The sequence below is a fragment of the Rugamonas brunnea genome (assembly GCF_014042345.1).
In the GTDB taxonomy this organism is placed as follows: domain Bacteria; phylum Pseudomonadota; class Gammaproteobacteria; order Burkholderiales; family Burkholderiaceae_D; genus Rugamonas; species Rugamonas brunnea.
The window spans coordinates 100,758-119,737 of record NZ_JACEZT010000005.1; the positions used below are offsets into that span (position 1 = coordinate 100,758).

The following is an 18,980-nucleotide window of genomic DNA, read 5'->3' on the forward strand; positions in this document are numbered from 1 at the left end:
CCGCTCGTTAGTTCATCTAGCGAGGTCCGATGGAAAAGCACACCACTCTGTTGCCCAGATTCACGCTGGGCTTTCACGCCGCCGCGTCCGGCGCCCCCCGCACCGACGAGGAAGAGGAGATGCCGCTGCGGGCCGAGCTGTTCAGCGCGGCCCAGATGGCGGCCCATGGGCGGGCGCTGGCGGCCCAGCACGAGCCCAGCCCTGGTGGCGGCCGCGACCGCCTGCTGGCGCGGCTGGCCGACAATGCCGCCGTTATCGCCGCCACCTGCGACGGCCTGACGCAAGCCATCCAGGCCGGCCGCCAGGTGACGCCGGCCTCCGAATGGCTGCTCGATAATTACTACCTGATCGAAGACCAGATCCGCACGGCGCGCCGCCACCTGCCCAAGCACTACAGCCGGCAACTGCCGCGCCTGAACGGTGGCGCTGGCGCGGCGGCCGGCAATGGCCATGGCAACGGGGTGCCGCGCGTGTACCGGATCGCGCTGGAAATCATCGCCCATGGCGACGGCCGCGTCGATCCGGAAAGCCTGTGCCGCTTCGTCGACGCCTACCAGGAAGTGGCTACCCTGCAATTGGGCGAACTGTGGGCGATACCCATCATGCTGCGCCTGGCCCTGATCGAGAACCTGCGCCGGGTGGCCGCGCGCGTGGCCGACAACCGCGCGCAGCGCGACCTGGCCACCGAGTGGGCCGAGCGGATGGTGGAGGTGGCCGACCAGAATCCCAGCGGCCTGATCCTGCTGGTGGCCGACATGGCCCGCTCCAATCCACCCGTCACCAGCGCCTTCGTGGCCGAGCTGGCGCGCCGGCTGCAAGGCCAGAGCCCGGCGCTGACGCTGGCGCTGACCTGGCTGTCGCACCGGCTGGCCGAATCGGGCCAGACCATCGAGCAGCAGATCCAGAACGAGATCCAGTTGCAGGCCGCCGAGCAGGTGTCGATCGCCAACAGCATCGGCAGCCTGCGCTTCCTGGGCACCATGGACTGGCAGGAATTCGTCGAGAACAGCAGCGCCGTCGAGCGCGCGTTGCGGCGCGACCCGGCCGGCATCTACACCGGCATGGACTTCGCCACCCGCGACCAGTACCGCCACGTGGTCGAGACGCTGGCGCGCCACGCGCCGGCCACGGAGGAGCAGGTGGCCGAACGGGCCGTGCGGCTGGCGCAGGATGCGGCCGGCGACGCCGAGGCGCGTCACCGCCACGTCGGCTACTACCTGGTGGGGCCCGGCTCGGCTGAGCTGGCCCGGCTGGCCGGCGTGCGGCTGCCGCTGGTGCAGCGTGCCGGCCAGCTGGCGCGGCGCGCGCCGCTGGCGTGCTACCTGGGCGCGATCGGCCTGCTCACTGCTGGCGGCTGCGCCTGGCTGCTGGCGCGCACGGCGCGCGACGGCGTCGACCAGCCATGGCTGCTGGCCGCGCTGGGCGTGCTGGCGCTGCTGGGCAGCAGCCAGTTGGCACTGAGCCTGGTGAACTGGGCCGCCACCGTGCTGACCGAGCCCCACCCGTTGCCGCGCATGGACTTCCGCGCCGGCGTGCCCGACGACGCGCGCACGGTGGTGGCCGTGCCGACCCTGGTCTACAGCCGCGACAACGTGGACGCCTTATGCGAGCAACTGGAAGTGCGCTTCCTGGCCAACCGCGACCCCAACCTCGTGTTTTGCCTGCTCACCGACTTCCCCGACGCCGGCGCGGAAACCCTGCCCGACGACGGCGCCATATTGGCCCACCTGCAGCAGCGCATGCGCGCGCTCAACGTGCGCTATGAAGGCGCGCCGTTCCTGCTGCTGCACCGGCCGCGCCTGTGGAATCCGCGCCAGGGCGTGTGGATGGCGTATGAACGCAAGCGCGGCAAGCTGCAAGCGCTCAACCGCTACCTGCGCGGCGGTGCGCGCGACGCGTTCTCGCTGATCGAAGGCGACAGCGAACGGCTGCAAGGCATCCGCTACGTGATCACGCTTGACACCGACACCCAGCTGCCGCGCGACACGGCCCGCCAGTGCATCGCCACCATGCGCCATCCGCTCAACCAGCCGCGCTACGACGCCAGCCGCGGCCGCGTGGTGGAAGGCTACGGCGTGCTGCAGCCGCGTGTGGCGGCCAGCCTGCCGGGCGAGGCGGCGTCGCGCTACGAGCGCCTGGGCGGCGGCGAACCGGGCATCGACCCCTACACGCGCACGGTGTCCGATGTGTACCAGGACGTGTTCGGCGAAGGCTCCTTCATCGGCAAGGGCATCTACGACGTCGACATGTTCGAGCAGGTGCTGGGCGAGCGCCTGCCCGACGACCTGATCCTCAGCCACGACCTGCTCGAAGGCTGCTACCTGCGGGCCGGCCTGCTGAGCGACGTGCAGTTGTACGAGGCGTGGCCGGCCACCTACGCCGACGACGTCAGCCGCCGCCAGCGCTGGCTGCGCGGCGACTGGCAGTTGTGCGGCTGGCTGGCCGGCCCGGTGCGGCGGGCCGACGGGCGGCGCGAGCGCAACCCGCTGTCGGCGCTGTCGCGCTGGAAGCTGTTCGACAACCTGCGCCGCAGCCTGACGGCGCCGGCCCTGCTGCTGGCGCTGCTGGTGGCCTGGGGCGCGCTGCCCGACCCGTGGCTGTGGACGGCGGCCGTGCTGGCCGTGCCGCTGCTGCCGCCGCTGGTGGGCGCGCTGTACCACGCGGCGCGCCGCCCGCGCGACACCCTGTGGCCGCAGCACCTGTGGGGCGTGCTGCGGCTGGCCGGCATGCATTTCTCGCACGCGCTGCTGACGCTGGCGTGGCTGCCTTACGAAGCCGCGTTCGCGCTGGACGCCATCGGCCGCGCGCTGTGGCGGCTGCTGGTGTCGCACCAGCGCCTGCTCGAATGGCGCGCGTCGGGCCTGGCGCGCGCCGGCGCCAGCCTGGCCGACTGCTGGCGCAGCATGCGCAGCGCCTCGCTGCTGGCCGTGGCCGCCGCCGCCGCGCTGGCCCTGTGGCGGCCGGACGGCATGGCGCCGGCCGCGCCGCTGCTGGCCGCGTGGCTGGCCGCGCCGCTGTTGGCGTGGTGGATCAGCCGGCCCGTGCCGCGTCCGCCCGTGCGCCTGAGCGTGGCCCAGCTGCGCTTCCTGCACCAGCTGGCGCGCCGCACGTGGGCCTGGTTCGACCGCTACGTGGGGCCCGAGGACAACTGGCTGCCGCCCGATAACATGCAGGAGCATCCGGTGGCCGTGGTGGCGCACCGCACCTCGCCCACCAACATGGGCCTGGCGCTGATGGCCAACCTGAGCGCGTGGGACTTCGGCTACCTGGCCACGGGCCAGCTGCTGGAACGCACCGGCAGCACGCTGGGCGCGATGGAACTGCTGGAACGCTACCAGGGCCACTTCTACAACTGGTACGACACCCAGACCCTGAAGCCACTGCACCCGATCTACATCTCCACCGTCGACAGCGGCAACCTGGCCGGCCACCTGCTCACGCTGCGCGCCGGGCTGGCCGCGCTGGCCGACCAGCCGCTGCTGGGGCCACAGTGCATGGATGGCCTGGCCGCCACGCTGGGCGTGCTGCACGAAGCGCTGGCGGCCATGGAGCCGTCTGCGCCGGCGCTGACCAACGGGCCGGCGCTGCGCGCGCTCGATGGCTTGCTGGTGCCGGCCGGCCGTCCCGACCCGGCCGACATGGGCGCGCTGCACGACTGGCTGGCGCGCGCCAGCAGCAGCGCCGACACCGTGCTGGAAGCGGCCGCCGCCCACGGCGACGAGGCCGTGCGCGAATGGAGCGCGGCGCTGGCGGCCCAGTGCCGCGCGCTGCGCGAGGAACTGGAGGCGTACGCGCCATGGCTGGCGCTGGGGCCGGACGCGCTGTGCGACAGCCGTCTGGCGCACATGCCCACCCTGCGCGCGCTGGCCAGCTGGCCTGGCATGGAAGCGGCGCCATCCGACCTGGCGCCCGACGAGCGCGCGCGCCAGCAGCGGCTGGCCACGCTGGTGGAGCAGGGCAGCGCCCGCGCGCGTGCGCGCATGGCCGCCATCGACACGCTGCTGCTGCGCTGCGCCGCCTGCGCCCAGCCCGACTACAGCTTCCTGTACAACCCCACCACCAAGCTGCTGGCGATCGGCTACAACCTCAGCGAGCGCCGGCTCGACGCCAGCTATTACGACCTGCTGGCCTCCGAGGTGCGGCTGGCCAGCTTCGTCGCCATCGCCCAGGGCCAGCTGCCGCAGGAGCACTGGTTCGCGCTGGGGCGGCAGTTGTGCATCGTGGCCGGCAAGCCGGTGCTGCTGTCGTGGAGCGGCTCCATGTTCGAATACCTGATGCCGCTGCTGGTCATGCCCACCTACGCCAGCACGCTGCTGGACCAGACCTACCACGCCATGCTGGACGCCCAGATCGACTACGGCCGGCGCCGCAACGTGCCCTGGGGGATCTCGGAGTCGGGCTACAACATGGTCGACGCCAGCCTCAATTACCAGTACCGCGCCTTCGGCGTGCCGGGCCTGGGCATGAAGCGTGGCCTGGGCGACGACCTGGTGGTGGCGCCCTACGCCACCATGCTGGGCCTGATGGTGCGGCCCGAAGCGGCCTGCGCCAACCTGCAGAAGCTGGCCGCGCTCGGCTACATGGGCCGCTACGGCTGCTACGAGGCGATCGACTACACGCCGGCCCGGCTGCCGCGCGGGCAGACGGCGGCCGTGATCCGTTCGTTCATGGTGCACCACCAGGGCATGGGCTTGCTGGCGCTGGACTACCTGCTGCACGACCGTCCCATGCAGCGCCGCTTCATGGCCGACCCGCTGCTGCAATCGGCCCTGCTGGTGCTGCAGGAACGCAGCGCCCAGGTGGGCGCGTTCCACTCGGCCATCGAGCAGCAGCTGGCCGCGCCGGCCGCCGGCGCCGAGCAGGCCATGCCGATGCGGATGCTGAACCAGGCCACGCCGCTGCCGGAAGTGCAGTTGCTGTCGAATGGCCGCTACCACGTCATGGTCAGCAACGCCGGCGGCGGCTACAGCCGCTGGAAGGACCTGGCCGTGACCGGCTGGCGCGAGGATGGCACGCGCGACCACTGGGGCAGCTTCCTCTACCTGCACGACGTCGACAGCGGCCTGACCTGGTCGGGCGCGTGGCAGCCGACGCTGGCCGAGCCGCGCAAATACGAGGTGATCTTCTCGGAAGGGCGGGCCGAGTTCCGCCGCAGCGACCACGGACTGGAGCTGTACACGGAGATCGTCGTCTCGCCCGAGGACGACATCGAATTGCGGCGTCACCGGCTGACCAACCAGAGCGACCGCGAACGCACGATCGAGCTGACCAGCTACGCGGAAGTGGTGATGGCGCCGGCGGCGGCCGAGGCGGCCCACCCCGCGTTCACCAAGCTGTTCGTGCAGACCGAAATCCTGGACCCGCGCCACGCCATCCTGTGCACGCGCCGCCCGCGCGGCAAGGACGAGCGCCCGCCGTCGATGCTGCACTTGATGACGGTGCATGGCGCCACCGTGCTGGAGGTGTCGTATGAAACGGACCGCGCCGCCTTCATCGGCCGTGGCCGGGGCACCCACGCGCCGCAGGCGCTGCGGGTGGCCGGCCCGCTCGGCGGCGGCCACGGCTCCGTGCTCGATCCGGTGGTGGCGATCCGCCACCGCATCACGCTGGCGCCCGACCAGAGCGCCACCATCGACGTCGTCACCGGCATGGCCGATACGCGCGAGGCGGCCCTGCACCTGGTCGACAAATACCAGGACCGCCACCTGGCCGAGCGCGTGTTCGAGCTGGCCTGGACCCACAGCCAGGTGGTGCTGCGCCAGCTCAACGCCAGCGAGGGCGATGCGCAACTGTATGCGCGCCTGGCCGGCAGCGTGCTCTATCCGCATGGCGCGCTGCGCGCCGAACCGGCCATCCTGCAGCGCAACCAGCGCGGCCAGTCCGGCCTGTGGGCCTACGCCATCTCGGGCGACCTGCCCATCGTGCTGCTGCAGATCCGCGACCCGGCCAACATCGAGCTGGCGCGCCAGCTGGTGCAGGCGCACGCCTACTGGCGCCTGAAGGGACTGGTGGTGGACCTGGTGATCTGGTACGAGGACCAGGGCGGCTACCGGCAGGTGCTGCACGACCAGATCATGGGCCTGATCGCCTCGGGCATCGACGCCCAGGCCATCGACCGCCCGGGCGGCATCTTCGTACGGCTGGCCGACCAGATCGCGCCCGAGGACCGGGTGCTGCTGCAATCGGTGGCGCGCGTGATCGTCAGCGACAGCCGGGGCACGCTGGCCGAACAGGTCAAGCGCGCCGTGCCGCCGCCATTGCGGGTGCCCACGCTGGCGGCCGACCCGCGCGCCGGCGCCGATGCCGCCGCCGCCACGGCCACGCCGCCGGCGCTGCCGCCCCTGCTGCTGTTTAACGGCAGCGGCGGTTTCACCGAGGATGGGCGCGAGTACGTGATCGTCAGCGGCCCCGGCCAACCCACGCCCGCGCCGTGGTGCAACGTGCTGGCCAATCCGCAGTTCGGCAGCGTCATCTCCGAGAGCGGCCAGGCCTACACCTGGCACGAGAACGCCCACGAATTCCGGCTCACGCCGTGGCACAACGACCCCGTCACGGACGCCAGCGGCGAGGCCTGGTATGTGCGCGACGAGCAGAGCGGCCAGTTCTGGTCGCCCACTGGCTTGCCTGCGCCCGGCGCGGGCCCCTACCTGACCCGCCACGGCTTCGGCTACAGCGTGTTCGAGCATACGCAAGGGACCATCGCCACCACCCTCACCACCTTCGTCGCGCTGGACGCGCCGATCCGCTACACGGTGCTCGAAGTGCGCAACGACGGCCCCGTGGCGCGCCGGCTGTCGGCCACCGGCTATGTCGAATGGGTGCTGGGCGACCTGCGCGCCAAGACGGCCATGCATGTGGTGACCGAACTCGATGGCGCCAGCGGCGCGCTGTTTGCGCGCAATGCCTACAACACGGAATTCCCGGGCCGGGTGGCGTTCTTCAATGCCGACGGCGGCACGGCCCGTAGCGTGACGGCCGACCGCACGGAATTCGTCGGCCGCAACGGCAGCCTGGCGGCGCCGGCCGCGCTGCGGCGCACGCGCCTGTCGGGCCGCGTGGGGCCGGCGCTCGATCCCTGCGGCGCGATCCAGGTGCCGTTCGAACTGTTGCCGGGCCAGCGGCGCGAGATCGTGTTCGTGCTGGGCGTGGGCGGGCGCCGCAACGCCGACGTGAGCGTGCTGGTGCAGCAGCACCGCGGCGTGGTGGCCGCGCGCGAGGCGCTGGCTGCCGTGCGCGCGCACTGGCAGCGCACGCTGGGCGCGGTGCAGGTGGCCACGCCCGAGCCGGCGCTCAACGTGCTGGCCAACGGCTGGCTGATGTACCAGACCATCGCCTGCCGCCTGTGGGCGCGCAGCGGCTACTACCAGTCCGGCGGCGCGTTCGGCTACCGCGACCAGTTGCAGGATGCGATGGCCGCCGTGCACACGGCGCCCCAGCTGCTGCGCGAACAGTTGCTGCTGTGCGCGGGCCGCCAGTTCATCGAAGGCGACGTCCAGCACTGGTGGCATCCGCCCGCCGGGCGCGGGGTGCGCACCCACTGCTCGGACGACTATCTGTGGCTGCCGTTGGCGACGGCGCGCTACGTGGCCGTCACGGGCGACGTGTCCGTGCTGGATGAGCCGGCGCCGTTCCTGGAAGGGCGCGCCGTCAAGCCGGAGGAGGATGCGTATTACGACCTGCCCGTGGCCGCGCCCTACAGCGCCCCGCTGTACGAGCATTGCGTGCGCGCCATCCGCCACGGCCAGCGCTACGGCGTGCACGGCCTGCCGCTGATCGGCTCCTGCGACTGGAACGATGGCATGGACAAGGTGGGCGAGCAGGGCAGGGGGGAATCGGTGTGGCTGGCGTTCTTCCTGTGCGAGGTGCAGCAGCGCTTCGCGGAACTGGCCGAGCGCCGTGGCGATGTGGAATTCGCCGCCGCCTGCCGCCACGAGGCGCGCCAGCTGGCCAACAGCGTCGAGCAGCAGGCGTGGGACGGCGCGTGGTACCGGCGCGCCTATTTCGACGATGGCACGCCGCTGGGTTCGGCCACCGGCGTGGAATGCCAGATCGATTCGCTGTCGCAAAGCTGGGCCGTGCTGTCGGGCGTGGCCGACCCCGTGCGTGCGCGCGGCGCCATGGAGCAGGTCGACCAGCGCCTGGTGCGACGCGACGCGGGGCTGGTGCAGCTGCTCGATCCGCCGTTCGACCAGGCCGGTCCCAATCCCGGCTATATCCGGGGCTACGTGCCGGGCGTGCGTGAGAACGGCGGCCAGTACACGCACGCGGCCATCTGGACCGCGATGGCGTTCGCGCGCCTGGGCGAAGGCGAGCGCGCATGGGAGCTGGCGCGCATGATCAACCCGGTGCGCCATGGCGCCACGGCGGCCGCCTGCCAGCGCTACAAGGTGGAACCGTATGTGGTGGCGGCCGACGTGTACGCCGTGGCGCCGCACGTGGGGCGCGGCGGCTGGACCTGGTACACGGGATCGGCCGGCTGGATGTACCGGCTGTTGCTCGAATCGCTGCTGGGCGTCACGCGCGCCGGCCACACGCTGGCGCTGGCGCCGCTGTTGCCGGCAGGCTGGGATGGCTACACGGTCACCTACCGCTTCGGCAACACGCCGTACACGATACGGGTGGCGCTGGCCGGGGATGGGGCGGGACCAGGCAGTGCGCCGGGCCTGACTGTTGATGGCCAGGCCACGGCCGGCCATACCGTGGCCCTGATCGACGATGGCCGCATCCACGCGGTGGAATTGCGCGTGGCGCGCCGGTAAGCGGCGGCGCCAGCGGCGCGCGCGCGAGCGTCACGCCCGGCGTGCGGGCGCGGATGGCGCGCTGGCGCTTACAAGCCCACGCCGGCGCCCGCCCCCAGCAGCGTGAGCACGCCCAGTACCGCGAACACGGCGGCGGCGACGCCGTGCACCAGCTTGAGCGGCACCTTGCCGGCGATGCGTCCGCCCAGGTAGACGGCCGGCACATTGGCCAGCATCATGCCGAACGTGGTGCCGGCCACCACCGACACCAGGTTGTGGTAGCGGGCCGCCAGCGCCACAGTGGCGACCTGGGTCTTGTCGCCCATCTCGGCGGCGAAGAAGGCCACCAGCGTGGTGAGGAACACGCCGTAATGGGCCAGCTTGGCGTCGTCTTCGTCGATCTGGTCCGGCACCAGGGTCCAGGCGGCCATGGCGATGAAGCCCAGGCCCAGCACCCAGCGCAGCAGGTCCGGTCCCATCAGGGCCGTGAGCCAGCTGCCGACGGCGGCCGCGAACGCGTGGTTGGCCACCGTGGCCACAAAAATGGCCAGCACGATGGGTAGTGGCTTGCGGAACTTGGCGGCAAGGACAAAAGCGAGCAACTGGGTTTTATCGCCGATTTCGGCGAGCGCGACGATGCCGCTGGAGACGAGGAAAGCTTCCATGATGTGATGTCAGTACGTGGGCCGGATGGTTAACCGATGAGCCATGGGCGACTCCGGCCCATGCGGCCGCCCCTGGTTCATGGTCTCGTCAAGTGATCCACCAGCTGTACCACGGCCTGCGGGCCGATGATGTTGACACAGCTTCCTTCGCGGGACGAAGGACGACTACTCCCCACAACTGCCGGCATGATACCCCGGAACGGCCGTCCCAGTCCAGAAACGGCTGTGGTATTCTGCACCGCGTCTGCATCGCGCCGTCGCCGGCGCCACACTTTTCCATCCACCGAACCGACCACCATGCCTATCGCCACCATTCCGCGCGCCGTGTTATCCGCACTGCTGTGCTGCTGCGGCGCTGCCTGGGCCGACCCGCTCAGCTACGCTCAATACGACCAGGTCCGCACCACCGACCTGCACCTGGACCTGAAGGCCGATTTCAGTCGCAAGACCCTGTCCGGCTACGCCGAACTGACGCTGGACTGGCTCGCCCCCAACGCCCGCAACCTGGTGCTCGACACGCGCGACCTGCGCATCGCCCAGGTGCGCATCGAGCGCCCGGATGGCCGCTGGGCCCCCGCCTCCTACCTGCTCGACCCGGCCGAGCCGGGCCAGGCCGAGAAGGGCAGGGCATTGCGCATCGCGCTGGCCGGCCAGCCGCGCAAGGTGCGCATCTACTACCGCACGGCGCCCGGCGCGGCCGCCTTGCAGTGGATGACGCCGCAGCAAACCATGTCGGGCAAGCGGCCCTTCATGTTCAGCCAGTCCGAAACCATCAACGCCCGCTCGTGGGCGCCGGTGCAGGACACGCCGGCCGTGCGCTTCACCTACAGCGCCCACATCGATGCGCCGTCCGGCCTGCGCGTGGTGATGAGCGCCGAGAACGATCCCAAGGCCACCGGTGTGGGCGGCTGGAACTTCCGCATGCCGCAGCCCGTGCCGGCCTACCTGCTGGCCATCGCCATCGGTGAACTGGAGGTGCGCAGCGTCGGCCCCCGTTCGGCCGTGTACGCGGAACCGGCCCGCATCGAGGCGGCTGCCTACGAGCTAGCCGACACGGAGAAGATGATCGAGGCGGCCGAATCGCTGTACGGCCCCTATCGCTGGGGGCGTTACGACATGCTGGTGTTGCCGCCGTCCTTCCCCATCGGCGGCATGGAGAATCCGCGCCTGACCTTCCTCACGCCGACCATGATCGCGGGCGACCGCAGCCTGGTCGACCTGATCGCCCATGAACTGGCCCACTCGTGGTCCGGCAACCTCGTGACCAACGCCACCTGGAAGCACTGGTGGCTCAACGAGGGCTTCACCAACTATGTCACCACCCGCATCGTCGAAAGCCTGTACGGCGCGGAAGTGGCCGACATCAACCTGCAGGTCGAACAGGAAGAAGCACTGGCCTCGCTGCCATCGATCGCGCCGGCCAAACAAGCCCTGCTCACGCGCGGCCCCGACACCGACCCCGAGGCCACCTACACGGACGAGGAACTGGCCTATCCCAAGGGCGCCTGGCTGCTGCGCACGCTCGAACAGCGCGCCGGCCGCGCCGTGTTCGACCCCTTCCTGCGCGGCTGGTTCGACCAGCACGCGTTCCAGTCGGCCACCACGGAGCAATTCGTCGCCTACCTGCACCGCAATCTGCTCGACAGCCATCCTGGCCTGATGTCCGACGCGGAGCTGGACGAATGGCTGTATGGCCAGGGCATTCCCGCCAACGCCGTGCGCGTGGCCTCGCCACGGCTGGCGGCCGTGGACGCCCAGCGCAGCAGCTGGCTGCGCGGCGAACTGGCCACGGACAAGCTGGACGCGAAGCACTGGATCGCGCTCGAATGGATGCACTTCCTGAACGACATCGACGGCAAGGCCAGCGCCGGCCAGATGCGCGAACTGGACCAGGCATTCGGCCTGGGCAAGAGCGGCAACAATGAAATCGCCTACCGCTTCTTCCTCAGCTCCATCAAAGCCGGCTACGACGTGCGCCAGCCGCTGCAAGCGTTCCTGATGAGCGTGGGGCGGCAGAAGTTCGTCGTGCCCCTGTACGCGGCCATGCTGCAACGCCCGGACGACCGGGCCTGGGCGCAGGCGCTGTACGCCAGGGCGCGCGAACACTACCACCCCGTCACGCAGGCAGCCGTCGACAAGAAGTTCGCCGGCAAGTGAAGCGCAGCAAAGCAAGCACGGCGCGTCGTCATCGTCGCGCCGTGAATTTGCTATATCGTATAAATCGTTTATAACGTTCAGCACATGCATTTGAAGACACGTCTGGCCACCGCCTTGCTGCTGGCCTTCGCCGCTATTGCCCAGCCATCCACCGCAGCCGTCCAGACGGTTGCCCAGGCCGCGCCTGCACCCGTTCCTGCATTCGACCTCGACGCCGACGTCAATCAGGCATTGAAAACCTTCGGTGTGCCCGGCATGGCCATCGCCATCGTCAAGGATGGCCGGGTGCTGGCCGCGCGCGGCTACGGCGTGCGCCGCCTGGGCGAGCCGGCGCGGGTCGACGGCAAGACCCTGTTCGAAGTGGCGTCCAACTCCAAGGCCTTCACGGCCGCCGCGCTGGCCATGCTGGTGGACGAGGGCAAGCTCAATTGGGAAGACCGCGTCACCGACCACCTGCCCGAATTCCGCATGTACGATGATTACGCCAGCGGCGCCATGACCGTGCGTGATCTGCTCACCCACCGCAGCGGCCTGGGGCTGGGCGCGGGCGACTTGCTGTGGTGGCCCACCAGCACCTTCAGCGCCGACGAGATCCTCCACCGCCTGCGCTACATCAAGCCCGCCACCACCTTCCGCAACAGCTACGCCTACGACAACCTGCTCTACATCGCGGCCGGCAAGATCGTGGCGGACAAGGCCGGCAAGCCGTGGGGCGAGGCCGTGCGCGAACGCATCCTGGCGCCGCTGGGCATGGACGGCACCGTCACCAGCGTGGCCCGCATGCGCGCCAGCGGCAACTACGCTGCGCCGCACAGCAAGGTGGACGAGCGCCAAACCGTGGTCGAGCCGATGCTGGCCGAGAACGCGGCGGGCGCCGTCGGCATCGACAGCAGCGCCGAGGACATGGCGCGCTGGATGAATCTGCTGCTGGCCGGCGGCAAGCTACCCGACGGGCGCCAGTTGTTCAGCGCCGAAAGGGCGCGCGAACTGTGGACCGAGACCACGCCGATGAAGATCAGCGAACCGCCGCCCGCGCTGGCCGCCACCCGTCCCAATTTCGCCGGCTACGGTTTAGGTTTCAACCTGCGCGACTACCAGGGCCGCAAGCTGGCGCTGCACGGCGGCGCGCTGCAGGGCTTTTATTCGCGCGTGCTGATGGTGCCGGACGAGAAGCTCGGCATCGCCATCCTCACCAACGCCGAGAACAGCCCCGCCATCTCGGCCCTGCAATGGCGCATCCTCGACCACTACCTGCACGTGCCGGCCAGCGACTGGATACGGCTGTATGCGGACGACGAGGCGCGCAGCCACCGTGAGGAACTGGCGCGCCAGGGACAGGCGGTGGCGGCGCGGGCGGCCCATTCCGCGCCCTCGCTGCCGCTAGCCGCCTACGACGGCCAGTACCGCGATCCCTGGTACGGCGATGTGACGATCCGCACGCAGGGCGGCCAGCATGTGCTCAGCTTCAGCCGTTCGCCATCGCTCACGGGCGTGCTCGAACACTTCCAGCACGACACCTTCATCGTGCGCTGGCAGGCCCGCAACTTCAACGCCGATGCCTACGTCAGCTTCGCGCTGAATCCCGATGGCAGCATCGAACGCATGAAGATGGCGCCGGTGTCGAGCGAGACGGACTTCAGCTTCGACTTCGCGGACCTCGATTTCAAGCCGGTCAAGCCCGCCCCGTAACGCTAGGGCAGGGACGAGGCCAGGGCAGGCGGCCAGGCCGCGCACCGTGGCGTGGGCAGTTCACGCCGCTCCCGCCGCTCACGCCGGTTCGCACTCGACCCGGTTGCGGCCCTGGTGCTTGGCGCGGTACAGCGCCAGGTCGGCCGCGTGGAACAGGCTGTCGAGCGCCAGGTGCGGGCCTTCCGAGGCGGCCACGCCGAAGCTGGCCGTCACGTGCAGCACGTGGCCGTTGGACAGCGTGAGCGGCGCCGCCTCGATGGCGCGCCGCATCCGTTCGGCCACCGCGCTGGCGCCCTGCAGGTCGCAATTGCCCGGCATGATGACGAATTCCTCGCCGCCGTAGCGGGCCAGGATTTCACCGTCGCGCAATTCCTCGCGCGCCAGCGCGGCGATGCGGATCAGCACCTGGTCGCCGGCGTCGTGGCCGTGGCTGTCGTTGACGGCCTTGAAGCGGTCCACGTCGAACAGGATCACGGCCAGCGCCAGCTTGTGTTCGCGCGCGCGCCGCAGCCGCTGGTTGCCGGCCGCCGTGAACGCGCGCCGGTTCAGGATGCCGGTCAGGTAGTCGGTGTCGGCGCGCAGCCGCAATTCCTCGATCAGGCGCTGGCGCTCCAGTTCCAGCTGCTGCTTCTCCAGGCCGGCCGCGCGCAGCTGGCCCAGCGCGCGCAGCAGGTCGCCGATCTCGTCCTGGCGCCGCGTCTCGTGCACGCGGATGGAAAAGTCGCCGTTGCCCAGTTTGACGAGCGCGCGCGTGGCCCGCGCCAGCGGCACCATCACGCGGGCCCGCAGCATGATCATCAGCAGCGTCATGGCCAGCAGGATGGCGGCGCCCGTCAGGCAGGCCAGCAGCAGCTCGTGCTGGGCCGTTTCGTAGTCCTGCCGGGCCTGGTCCAGCGCCGCCTCCAGCAGCACATCGCGCACGGCCAGGATGGGCGTCATGAACGGCACGTAGCGCTGCGCGAACTGGGCCGTGTCCATGCCGTAGGGCTGGTGGGCACGGCTGTCGCGTTCCACGCCCGTCACCAGCGCCAGGCCGCTGGTGAAATAGCCTTCGTCCATCGTGCGCAGCGCCGCCAGCACGCGCGGGTTGCGGTCGATGGCGCTGGTGGACATGACGATCAGGTGGCGCAGTTGTTCGATCTGGCCGCGCAGGAACAGGATCTGCGTGTGTTCGGTCTCGGCCAGCGGCTGGCCCGAGGCCAGCGCCACCGTCAGGCGCGAGCCGAGCCGGCCCGCGTATTCGCGCAGCTCGACGGCGAAGCGCGCCTTCATGAGGATCTTGGCCAGGTTGGGGTAGGCCTGCTCGGCCGCGGCCGCGTAGCCGGTCACGTCATCGAGCACCATGGGGATCAGCGCGAACATGCCTTCCACGGCCGCCGTCAGCCGCTGCGGCGTGCGCTGGCCGGGCGGCAGGTCGGCCACGGCGTCCACGGCGGCCCGCGCGGCCGCCAGCCGCGCCGCGATGGCCGTCACCGTGCGCGGGCGGCCATCCTCGTTGGTGCGCGGGTCCGCCAGCGCGGCGGCCAGCGCGGCCAGCGCCTGGTCGCTGGCGGCGCGCGCTGCGGCCAGCCGCGCCCGCTTGGTAGGATCGGCCGGCACAGCGTCGCCCATCACGGCGTTCACGGGGCCCCGTTCGAACGACAGTTTCTCGGCCGCTACCATGCCGCGCTGCACCAGCTGCAGCGCGTGCAGGCCGGCGCGCGCGGCCCGGTAGCTGTTCCATTCGCCCCACAATATCCGGCCCAGCATGGCGCCCACCAGCAGCGCCAGGATGGCCATGGACACGGCGAACATGCGGGTCAGTCTCATTTCTACAGCGCTCCTTGCGGCTGCCTGCCACACGGTACGCGGAGCAGCTATTTTCCAGCTTGAAATATGCCACAAGCGCCGGCCGCTGTCGCCCCCGGCGGGCCGGAAATGGGACGAGGCCGGCCAGTAGTGGTACGATTGCGACCGCGCATCAAGGCGGAACGGTCTTCAAGTCCGGCCGGCGGCCAACCGGCCTCCGGGATTGCTTTGAGGCAAGCCTTGAACCCCATTTAACGAAGGATGAAGTGATGTCTATGCAACGAGTAATGCTGCGTGCCAAGCTGCACCGGGTCACGGTCACGCAAGCGGACCTCCACTACGAAGGTTCCTGTGGTATCGACCAGGATCTGCTGGATGCGGCCGATATCCGGTCGAATGAAAAGATCGAGCTGTACAACGTGAACAATGGCGAACGCTTCGCCACCTACGCCATCGCCGGCGTGCGCGGCAGCGGCGAAATCTCGCTCAATGGCGCGGCTGCGCGCCGGGCCCAGCTGGGTGACCTGCTGATCATCTGCACTTACGCGCCGATGACGGAAGAACAGATCGCCACCTACGAGCCCAAGATCGTGTTCGTCGATGGCAACAACAAGATCACGGGCATGAAGAAATAAGGTCCCACGTAGTCAGGCTACAGAAAACGGCGCTCCGGTGGGCGCCGTTTTTTTTATGCCGCTTTTTGCAGTGCATCGTGCCGCAGCAACTGCGACATGTACTGCGGCGTGATGCCCAGGAACGAGGCGATCACCTTTTGCGACACGCGCGCCTCCAGCCCCGGATACTCGGTGCGGAACGCTTCCAGCCGGGCTTGGGCCGAGGTCGCGCTACTGTTGTAGATGCTGCGGCCCTGGCGCAGGATGCTGGCCTCGGACACCTTGACGTAGTATGCGCGCACCACTTCATGCAGCTCGAACATGCGGCCCACGTCGGCCCAGTCCATGCGGAAGCCGTGCAGCGCCGTCTCGGCCACCACGAACTGGCGTGCCGGCAAGCCATCTCGCGCGCGCAGCAAGTCTTCGTGGGAGGCCACCGTTTCGCCCTCGGTCCAGAAGTGCAGCGTCACCTCGGTGCCGCCTTCCGTGACGAAGCCGGCCCGCGCCACGCCGCTGTAGATCCAGTGCAGCGATTGCGCCACCTCGCCGCTGCGCTGCAGCACTTCGCCCTTGCGCGCGCTGATGGGCGTCACCAGCGGCGCCATCAGCCGGTTGATGCTGTCGTACATCTGTTCGGTGACGCCGTACTGGCGCATCACTTGCGCTTTGTATTTCTCTCGTTGTTCCAGGAATGCGTGTCTCATGTGTTCTTGCGTCGCCCGTTGTGTCAGTTGCTTTTTTATTACGTTCGGTAATAAGCTGATAAGCAATATAATTGAATAAATTCGCAAAAACAATTGCCTATTGTTGCCATGTGTTGCGAAATGGAACGGTTTTTGTAATTTTACTTCAAACTTAAAGTAAGTGAACCATGCTGGCGGCCAATAGTTCCTATACTGCTGCGTCATGGGTCGGAGCCTGCCCGGACCACGTCGCGACGATGGCGGACAAGGGGGGATTGGCCGTTGAGCGCTGCCGTGGACGGGCCGGCAAGGCGATGGCGGAGGCGGACGCGGGGATGGGGATGGGTGGGGGACGGCCATGTTGGCCGGAGCGGCGCGGCTGGCCGTGTAGCGTAACAACGCTGCGGGCGGCGCGCGGCGCCGCCCTGCGACGTCAGCTCAGTCCTTGCTGCCGATGGCGCGGTACACGGCCGCGCCCAGCAGCGCGCCGGCGATCGGCGCCACCCAGAACAGCCACAACTGGCTGGTGGCCCAGTCGCCCACGTACAGCGCCACGCCCGTGCTGCGGGCCGGATTGACGGAGGTGTTGGTGACCGGGATGCTGATCAGGTGGATCAGGGTCAGTCCCAGGCCGATCGGCAGCGGCGCGAAGCCGGCCGGCGCGCGCGCGTCGGTGGCGCCCAAGATAATCAGCAGGAACATCATCGTCATTACCACTTCCGTCACCAGCGCGGCCGTCAGCGAGTAGCCGCCCGGCGAATGGGCGCCATAGCCGTTCGAGGCGAAGCCGGCGGCCAGGTCGAAGCCGCTCTTGCCGCTGGCGATCAGGTACAGCACCCCACCGGCCGCGATCGCGCCCAGCACCTGGGCCACGATGTAGGGCAGCAGCTTGGACGCCGGGAAGCGGCCGCCCGCCCACAGGCCGATCGAGACGGCCGGATTGAGGTGGCAGCCGGAGATGTGGCCGATGGCGTAGGCCATGGTCAGCACCGTCAGGCCGAACGCCAGCGACACGCCCAGCAGGCCGATGCCCACGCCGGGGAAGGCCGCCGCCAGCACGGCGCTGCCGCAGCCGCCCAGCACCAGCCAGAAGGTTCCAAAGAATTCCGCGCCATATTGTTTCATGTGTTTCCTTTGCCGTGGGGCGGCCCGCAGGCCGCGATGAAGTTAGCGACTGAACAACGTTGGCAATTTACCGTGCGCAAACGGAAAAGTCCACCGTGGCGACCGCTTGCGCGAAGTTGCGGTTTAACAACATGCGGTGGCGGCAGACGATTTTCCCCGCGTTAAATAGTTTCGCGGATGAATCAATTTGAATGGCCGTGGCGGCGCGGCACACTAGAATGGTTTGTCGGCATCGCGGTGGCGGCGGTGATTATTTTATTTAAAACATGTGAGCAACGGACCTGCGTTTTGCGATACAGTTTGACGACGGCGCACCGCGTCGCGGCGGTGCCGACTGACCATTTTTCGGTGGGGTCCAATGAATAGATTGTCCGGCTTGAGTAGCATGACAGTTGTTCCGCTGGGGCTGGCTTGCGCCGGTGCGGCGGCCACCCTGATCGCCGGTGGCGCCGGCGCCTATGCCATCGCGTTCGCCGTGCTGTTGCTGGCGGCCGGCGCACTGGGCGCGCGCCACCTGGGCGCGGTCGAGGCGGCGCGCCAGCGCATGATAGACAGCTACCTCGATGGGCGCGAACAGTTCGGCGACGCCGTGCTGCCCATCTGGTGCCGCCACATCGAATCGTCGCGCAGCCAGATGGAAGAGGCCGTGGCCGACCTGGCAGGGCGCTTCTCCAACATCGTCGACAAGCTCGACAACGCATTGCATGTCTCCAGCCTGGACCAGCAGGGCGGCGGCGGCCCGGCCCTGATCGACGTGTTCGCCAGCAGCGCGAACCAGCTCGGTTCCGTGGTGGCCTCGATGAAGTCGGCCATGGCCTCCAAGCAGACCATGCTGGAGCAGATCCAGCAGCTGGAACGGTTCACGCGCGAACTGCGCGACATGGCCGAGGGCGTGGCCAGCATCGCGGCTCAGACCAATTTGCTGGCCCTGAACGCGGCCATCGAGGCGGCCCGCGCCGGCCCGGCCGGGCGCGGTTTCGCCGTGGTGGCGCAGGAAGTGCGCAACCTGTCGAACCGCTCGGCCGAGACCGGCCGCAACATCGCCGACCGCGTGGGCCAGATCAGCAGCGCCATCCTGTCGGCCAGCGCCGCGGCCGAACAGTCCAGCGCTGCCGAGGACGCCTCCATGCAGTCGGCCGAAGGCATGATCGAAGCCGTGCTGCGCGACTTCCGCCTGGTCACCGACGCGCTGGTGCAATCGTCCGAATTGCTCAAGCAGGAATCGATGGGCATCCAGAGCGAAGTGGGCGAGGCGCTGGTGCAACTGCAATTCCAGGACCGCGTCAGCCAGGTCATGACCCACGTGCGCGAGAACATGGAGCGGCTGCCGGCCATCCTGCGCGACAACCGCGCCCACTACGAACAGGAGCAGGCGCTGCAGCCGTTGCAGGCCGCGCCGCTGCTGGCCGAACTGCAAAAGACCTACGCCATGGCCGACGAGCACGCCGTGCATGGCGGGGCGCTGACCACCCGCCAGCAACAGCCGGCGGCGGCCGACGAAATCACGTTTTTCTGAGGAAT

Annotated in this window: 9 protein-coding genes and 1 riboswitch; of the genes, 5 read left to right on the plus strand and 4 right to left on the minus strand. The window is 69.3% G+C overall.

Annotated elements, in window-relative coordinates; genetic code table 11:
- Positions 1–29: 29 nt before the first annotated feature.
- Complete coding sequence (locus H3H37_RS09530) at positions 30–8,759, plus strand: glycoside hydrolase family 94 protein (protein WP_182161801.1); 8,730 nt, start codon at positions 30–32, stop codon at positions 8,757–8,759.
- Between the two features lie 68 nt (positions 8,760–8,827).
- Here H3H37_RS09530 and H3H37_RS09535 read toward each other — a convergent pair whose 3' ends face one another.
- Positions 8,828–9,403 (minus strand): TMEM165/GDT1 family protein, encoded by a 576-nt coding sequence (locus tag H3H37_RS09535; protein WP_182161803.1) that lies wholly within the window; start codon positions 9,401–9,403, stop codon positions 8,828–8,830.
- An 11-nt stretch (positions 9,404–9,414) separates the two neighbouring features.
- A riboswitch (yybP-ykoY riboswitch) is annotated at positions 9,415–9,592 on the minus strand.
- Between the two features lie 108 nt (positions 9,593–9,700).
- Here H3H37_RS09535 and H3H37_RS09540 point away from each other — a divergent pair.
- Entirely contained in the window at positions 9,701–11,560 is a 1,860-nt protein-coding gene (locus tag H3H37_RS09540; RefSeq protein WP_182161805.1) for a M1 family metallopeptidase, read from the plus strand.
- A gap of 84 nt (positions 11,561–11,644) precedes the next feature.
- The gene (locus H3H37_RS09545; RefSeq protein ID WP_182161807.1) at positions 11,645–13,249 is read left to right on the plus strand and encodes a serine hydrolase; all 1,605 of its coding nucleotides are present in this window, start codon (positions 11,645–11,647) and stop codon (positions 13,247–13,249) included.
- Positions 13,250–13,327: 78 nt separating this feature from the next.
- Here H3H37_RS09545 and H3H37_RS09550 read toward each other — a convergent pair whose 3' ends face one another.
- Complete coding sequence (locus H3H37_RS09550) at positions 13,328–15,058, minus strand: GGDEF domain-containing protein (protein WP_182161809.1); 1,731 nt, start codon at positions 15,056–15,058, stop codon at positions 13,328–13,330.
- 254 nt (positions 15,059–15,312) lie between these two features.
- On the opposite strand from H3H37_RS09550, the gene panD reads away from it, so the two are divergent.
- Complete coding sequence (gene panD, locus H3H37_RS09555) at positions 15,313–15,672, plus strand: aspartate 1-decarboxylase (RefSeq protein ID WP_182162134.1); 360 nt, start codon at positions 15,313–15,315, stop codon at positions 15,670–15,672.
- A gap of 53 nt (positions 15,673–15,725) precedes the next feature.
- Here panD and H3H37_RS09560 read toward each other — a convergent pair whose 3' ends face one another.
- On the minus strand, positions 15,726–16,355 hold the full coding sequence (locus tag H3H37_RS09560; RefSeq protein ID WP_229218752.1) for a Crp/Fnr family transcriptional regulator: 630 nt from the start codon (positions 16,353–16,355) through the stop codon (positions 15,726–15,728).
- Positions 16,356–16,772: 417 nt separating this feature from the next.
- Positions 16,773–17,459, minus strand: a complete 687-nt coding sequence (aqpZ, locus tag H3H37_RS09565) for an aquaporin Z (RefSeq protein ID WP_182161811.1) — start codon at positions 17,457–17,459, stop codon at positions 16,773–16,775.
- Positions 17,460–17,844: 385 nt separating this feature from the next.
- Between aqpZ and H3H37_RS09570 the strand changes: the two genes are divergently transcribed.
- Complete coding sequence (locus tag H3H37_RS09570) at positions 17,845–18,975, plus strand: methyl-accepting chemotaxis protein (RefSeq protein WP_229218753.1); 1,131 nt, start codon at positions 17,845–17,847, stop codon at positions 18,973–18,975.
- Positions 18,976–18,980: the final 5 nt, after the last annotated feature.

Excerpts from the sequence above, each read along its gene's own strand:
- H3H37_RS09535 (WP_182161803.1), bottom strand. The coding sequence starts at position 9,403 with ATGGAAGCTTTCCTCGTCTCCAGCGGCATCGTCGCGCTCGCCGAAATC.
- H3H37_RS09550 (WP_182161809.1), bottom strand. The coding sequence starts at position 15,058 with ATGAGACTGACCCGCATGTTCGCCGTGTCCATGGCCATCCTGGCGCTG.
- H3H37_RS09570 (WP_229218753.1), top strand. The coding sequence starts at position 17,845 with ATGACAGTTGTTCCGCTGGGGCTGGCTTGCGCCGGTGCGGCGGCCACC.
- H3H37_RS09545 (WP_182161807.1), top strand. The coding sequence starts at position 11,645 with ATGCATTTGAAGACACGTCTGGCCACCGCCTTGCTGCTGGCCTTCGCC.
- panD (WP_182162134.1), top strand. The coding sequence starts at position 15,313 with ATGCAACGAGTAATGCTGCGTGCCAAGCTGCACCGGGTCACGGTCACG.
- H3H37_RS09530 (WP_182161801.1), top strand. The coding sequence starts at position 30 with ATGGAAAAGCACACCACTCTGTTGCCCAGATTCACGCTGGGCTTTCAC.
- H3H37_RS09560 (WP_229218752.1), bottom strand. The coding sequence starts at position 16,355 with ATGAGACACGCATTCCTGGAACAACGAGAGAAATACAAAGCGCAAGTG.
- aqpZ (WP_182161811.1), bottom strand. The coding sequence starts at position 17,459 with ATGAAACAATATGGCGCGGAATTCTTTGGAACCTTCTGGCTGGTGCTG.
- H3H37_RS09540 (WP_182161805.1), top strand. The coding sequence starts at position 9,701 with ATGCCTATCGCCACCATTCCGCGCGCCGTGTTATCCGCACTGCTGTGC.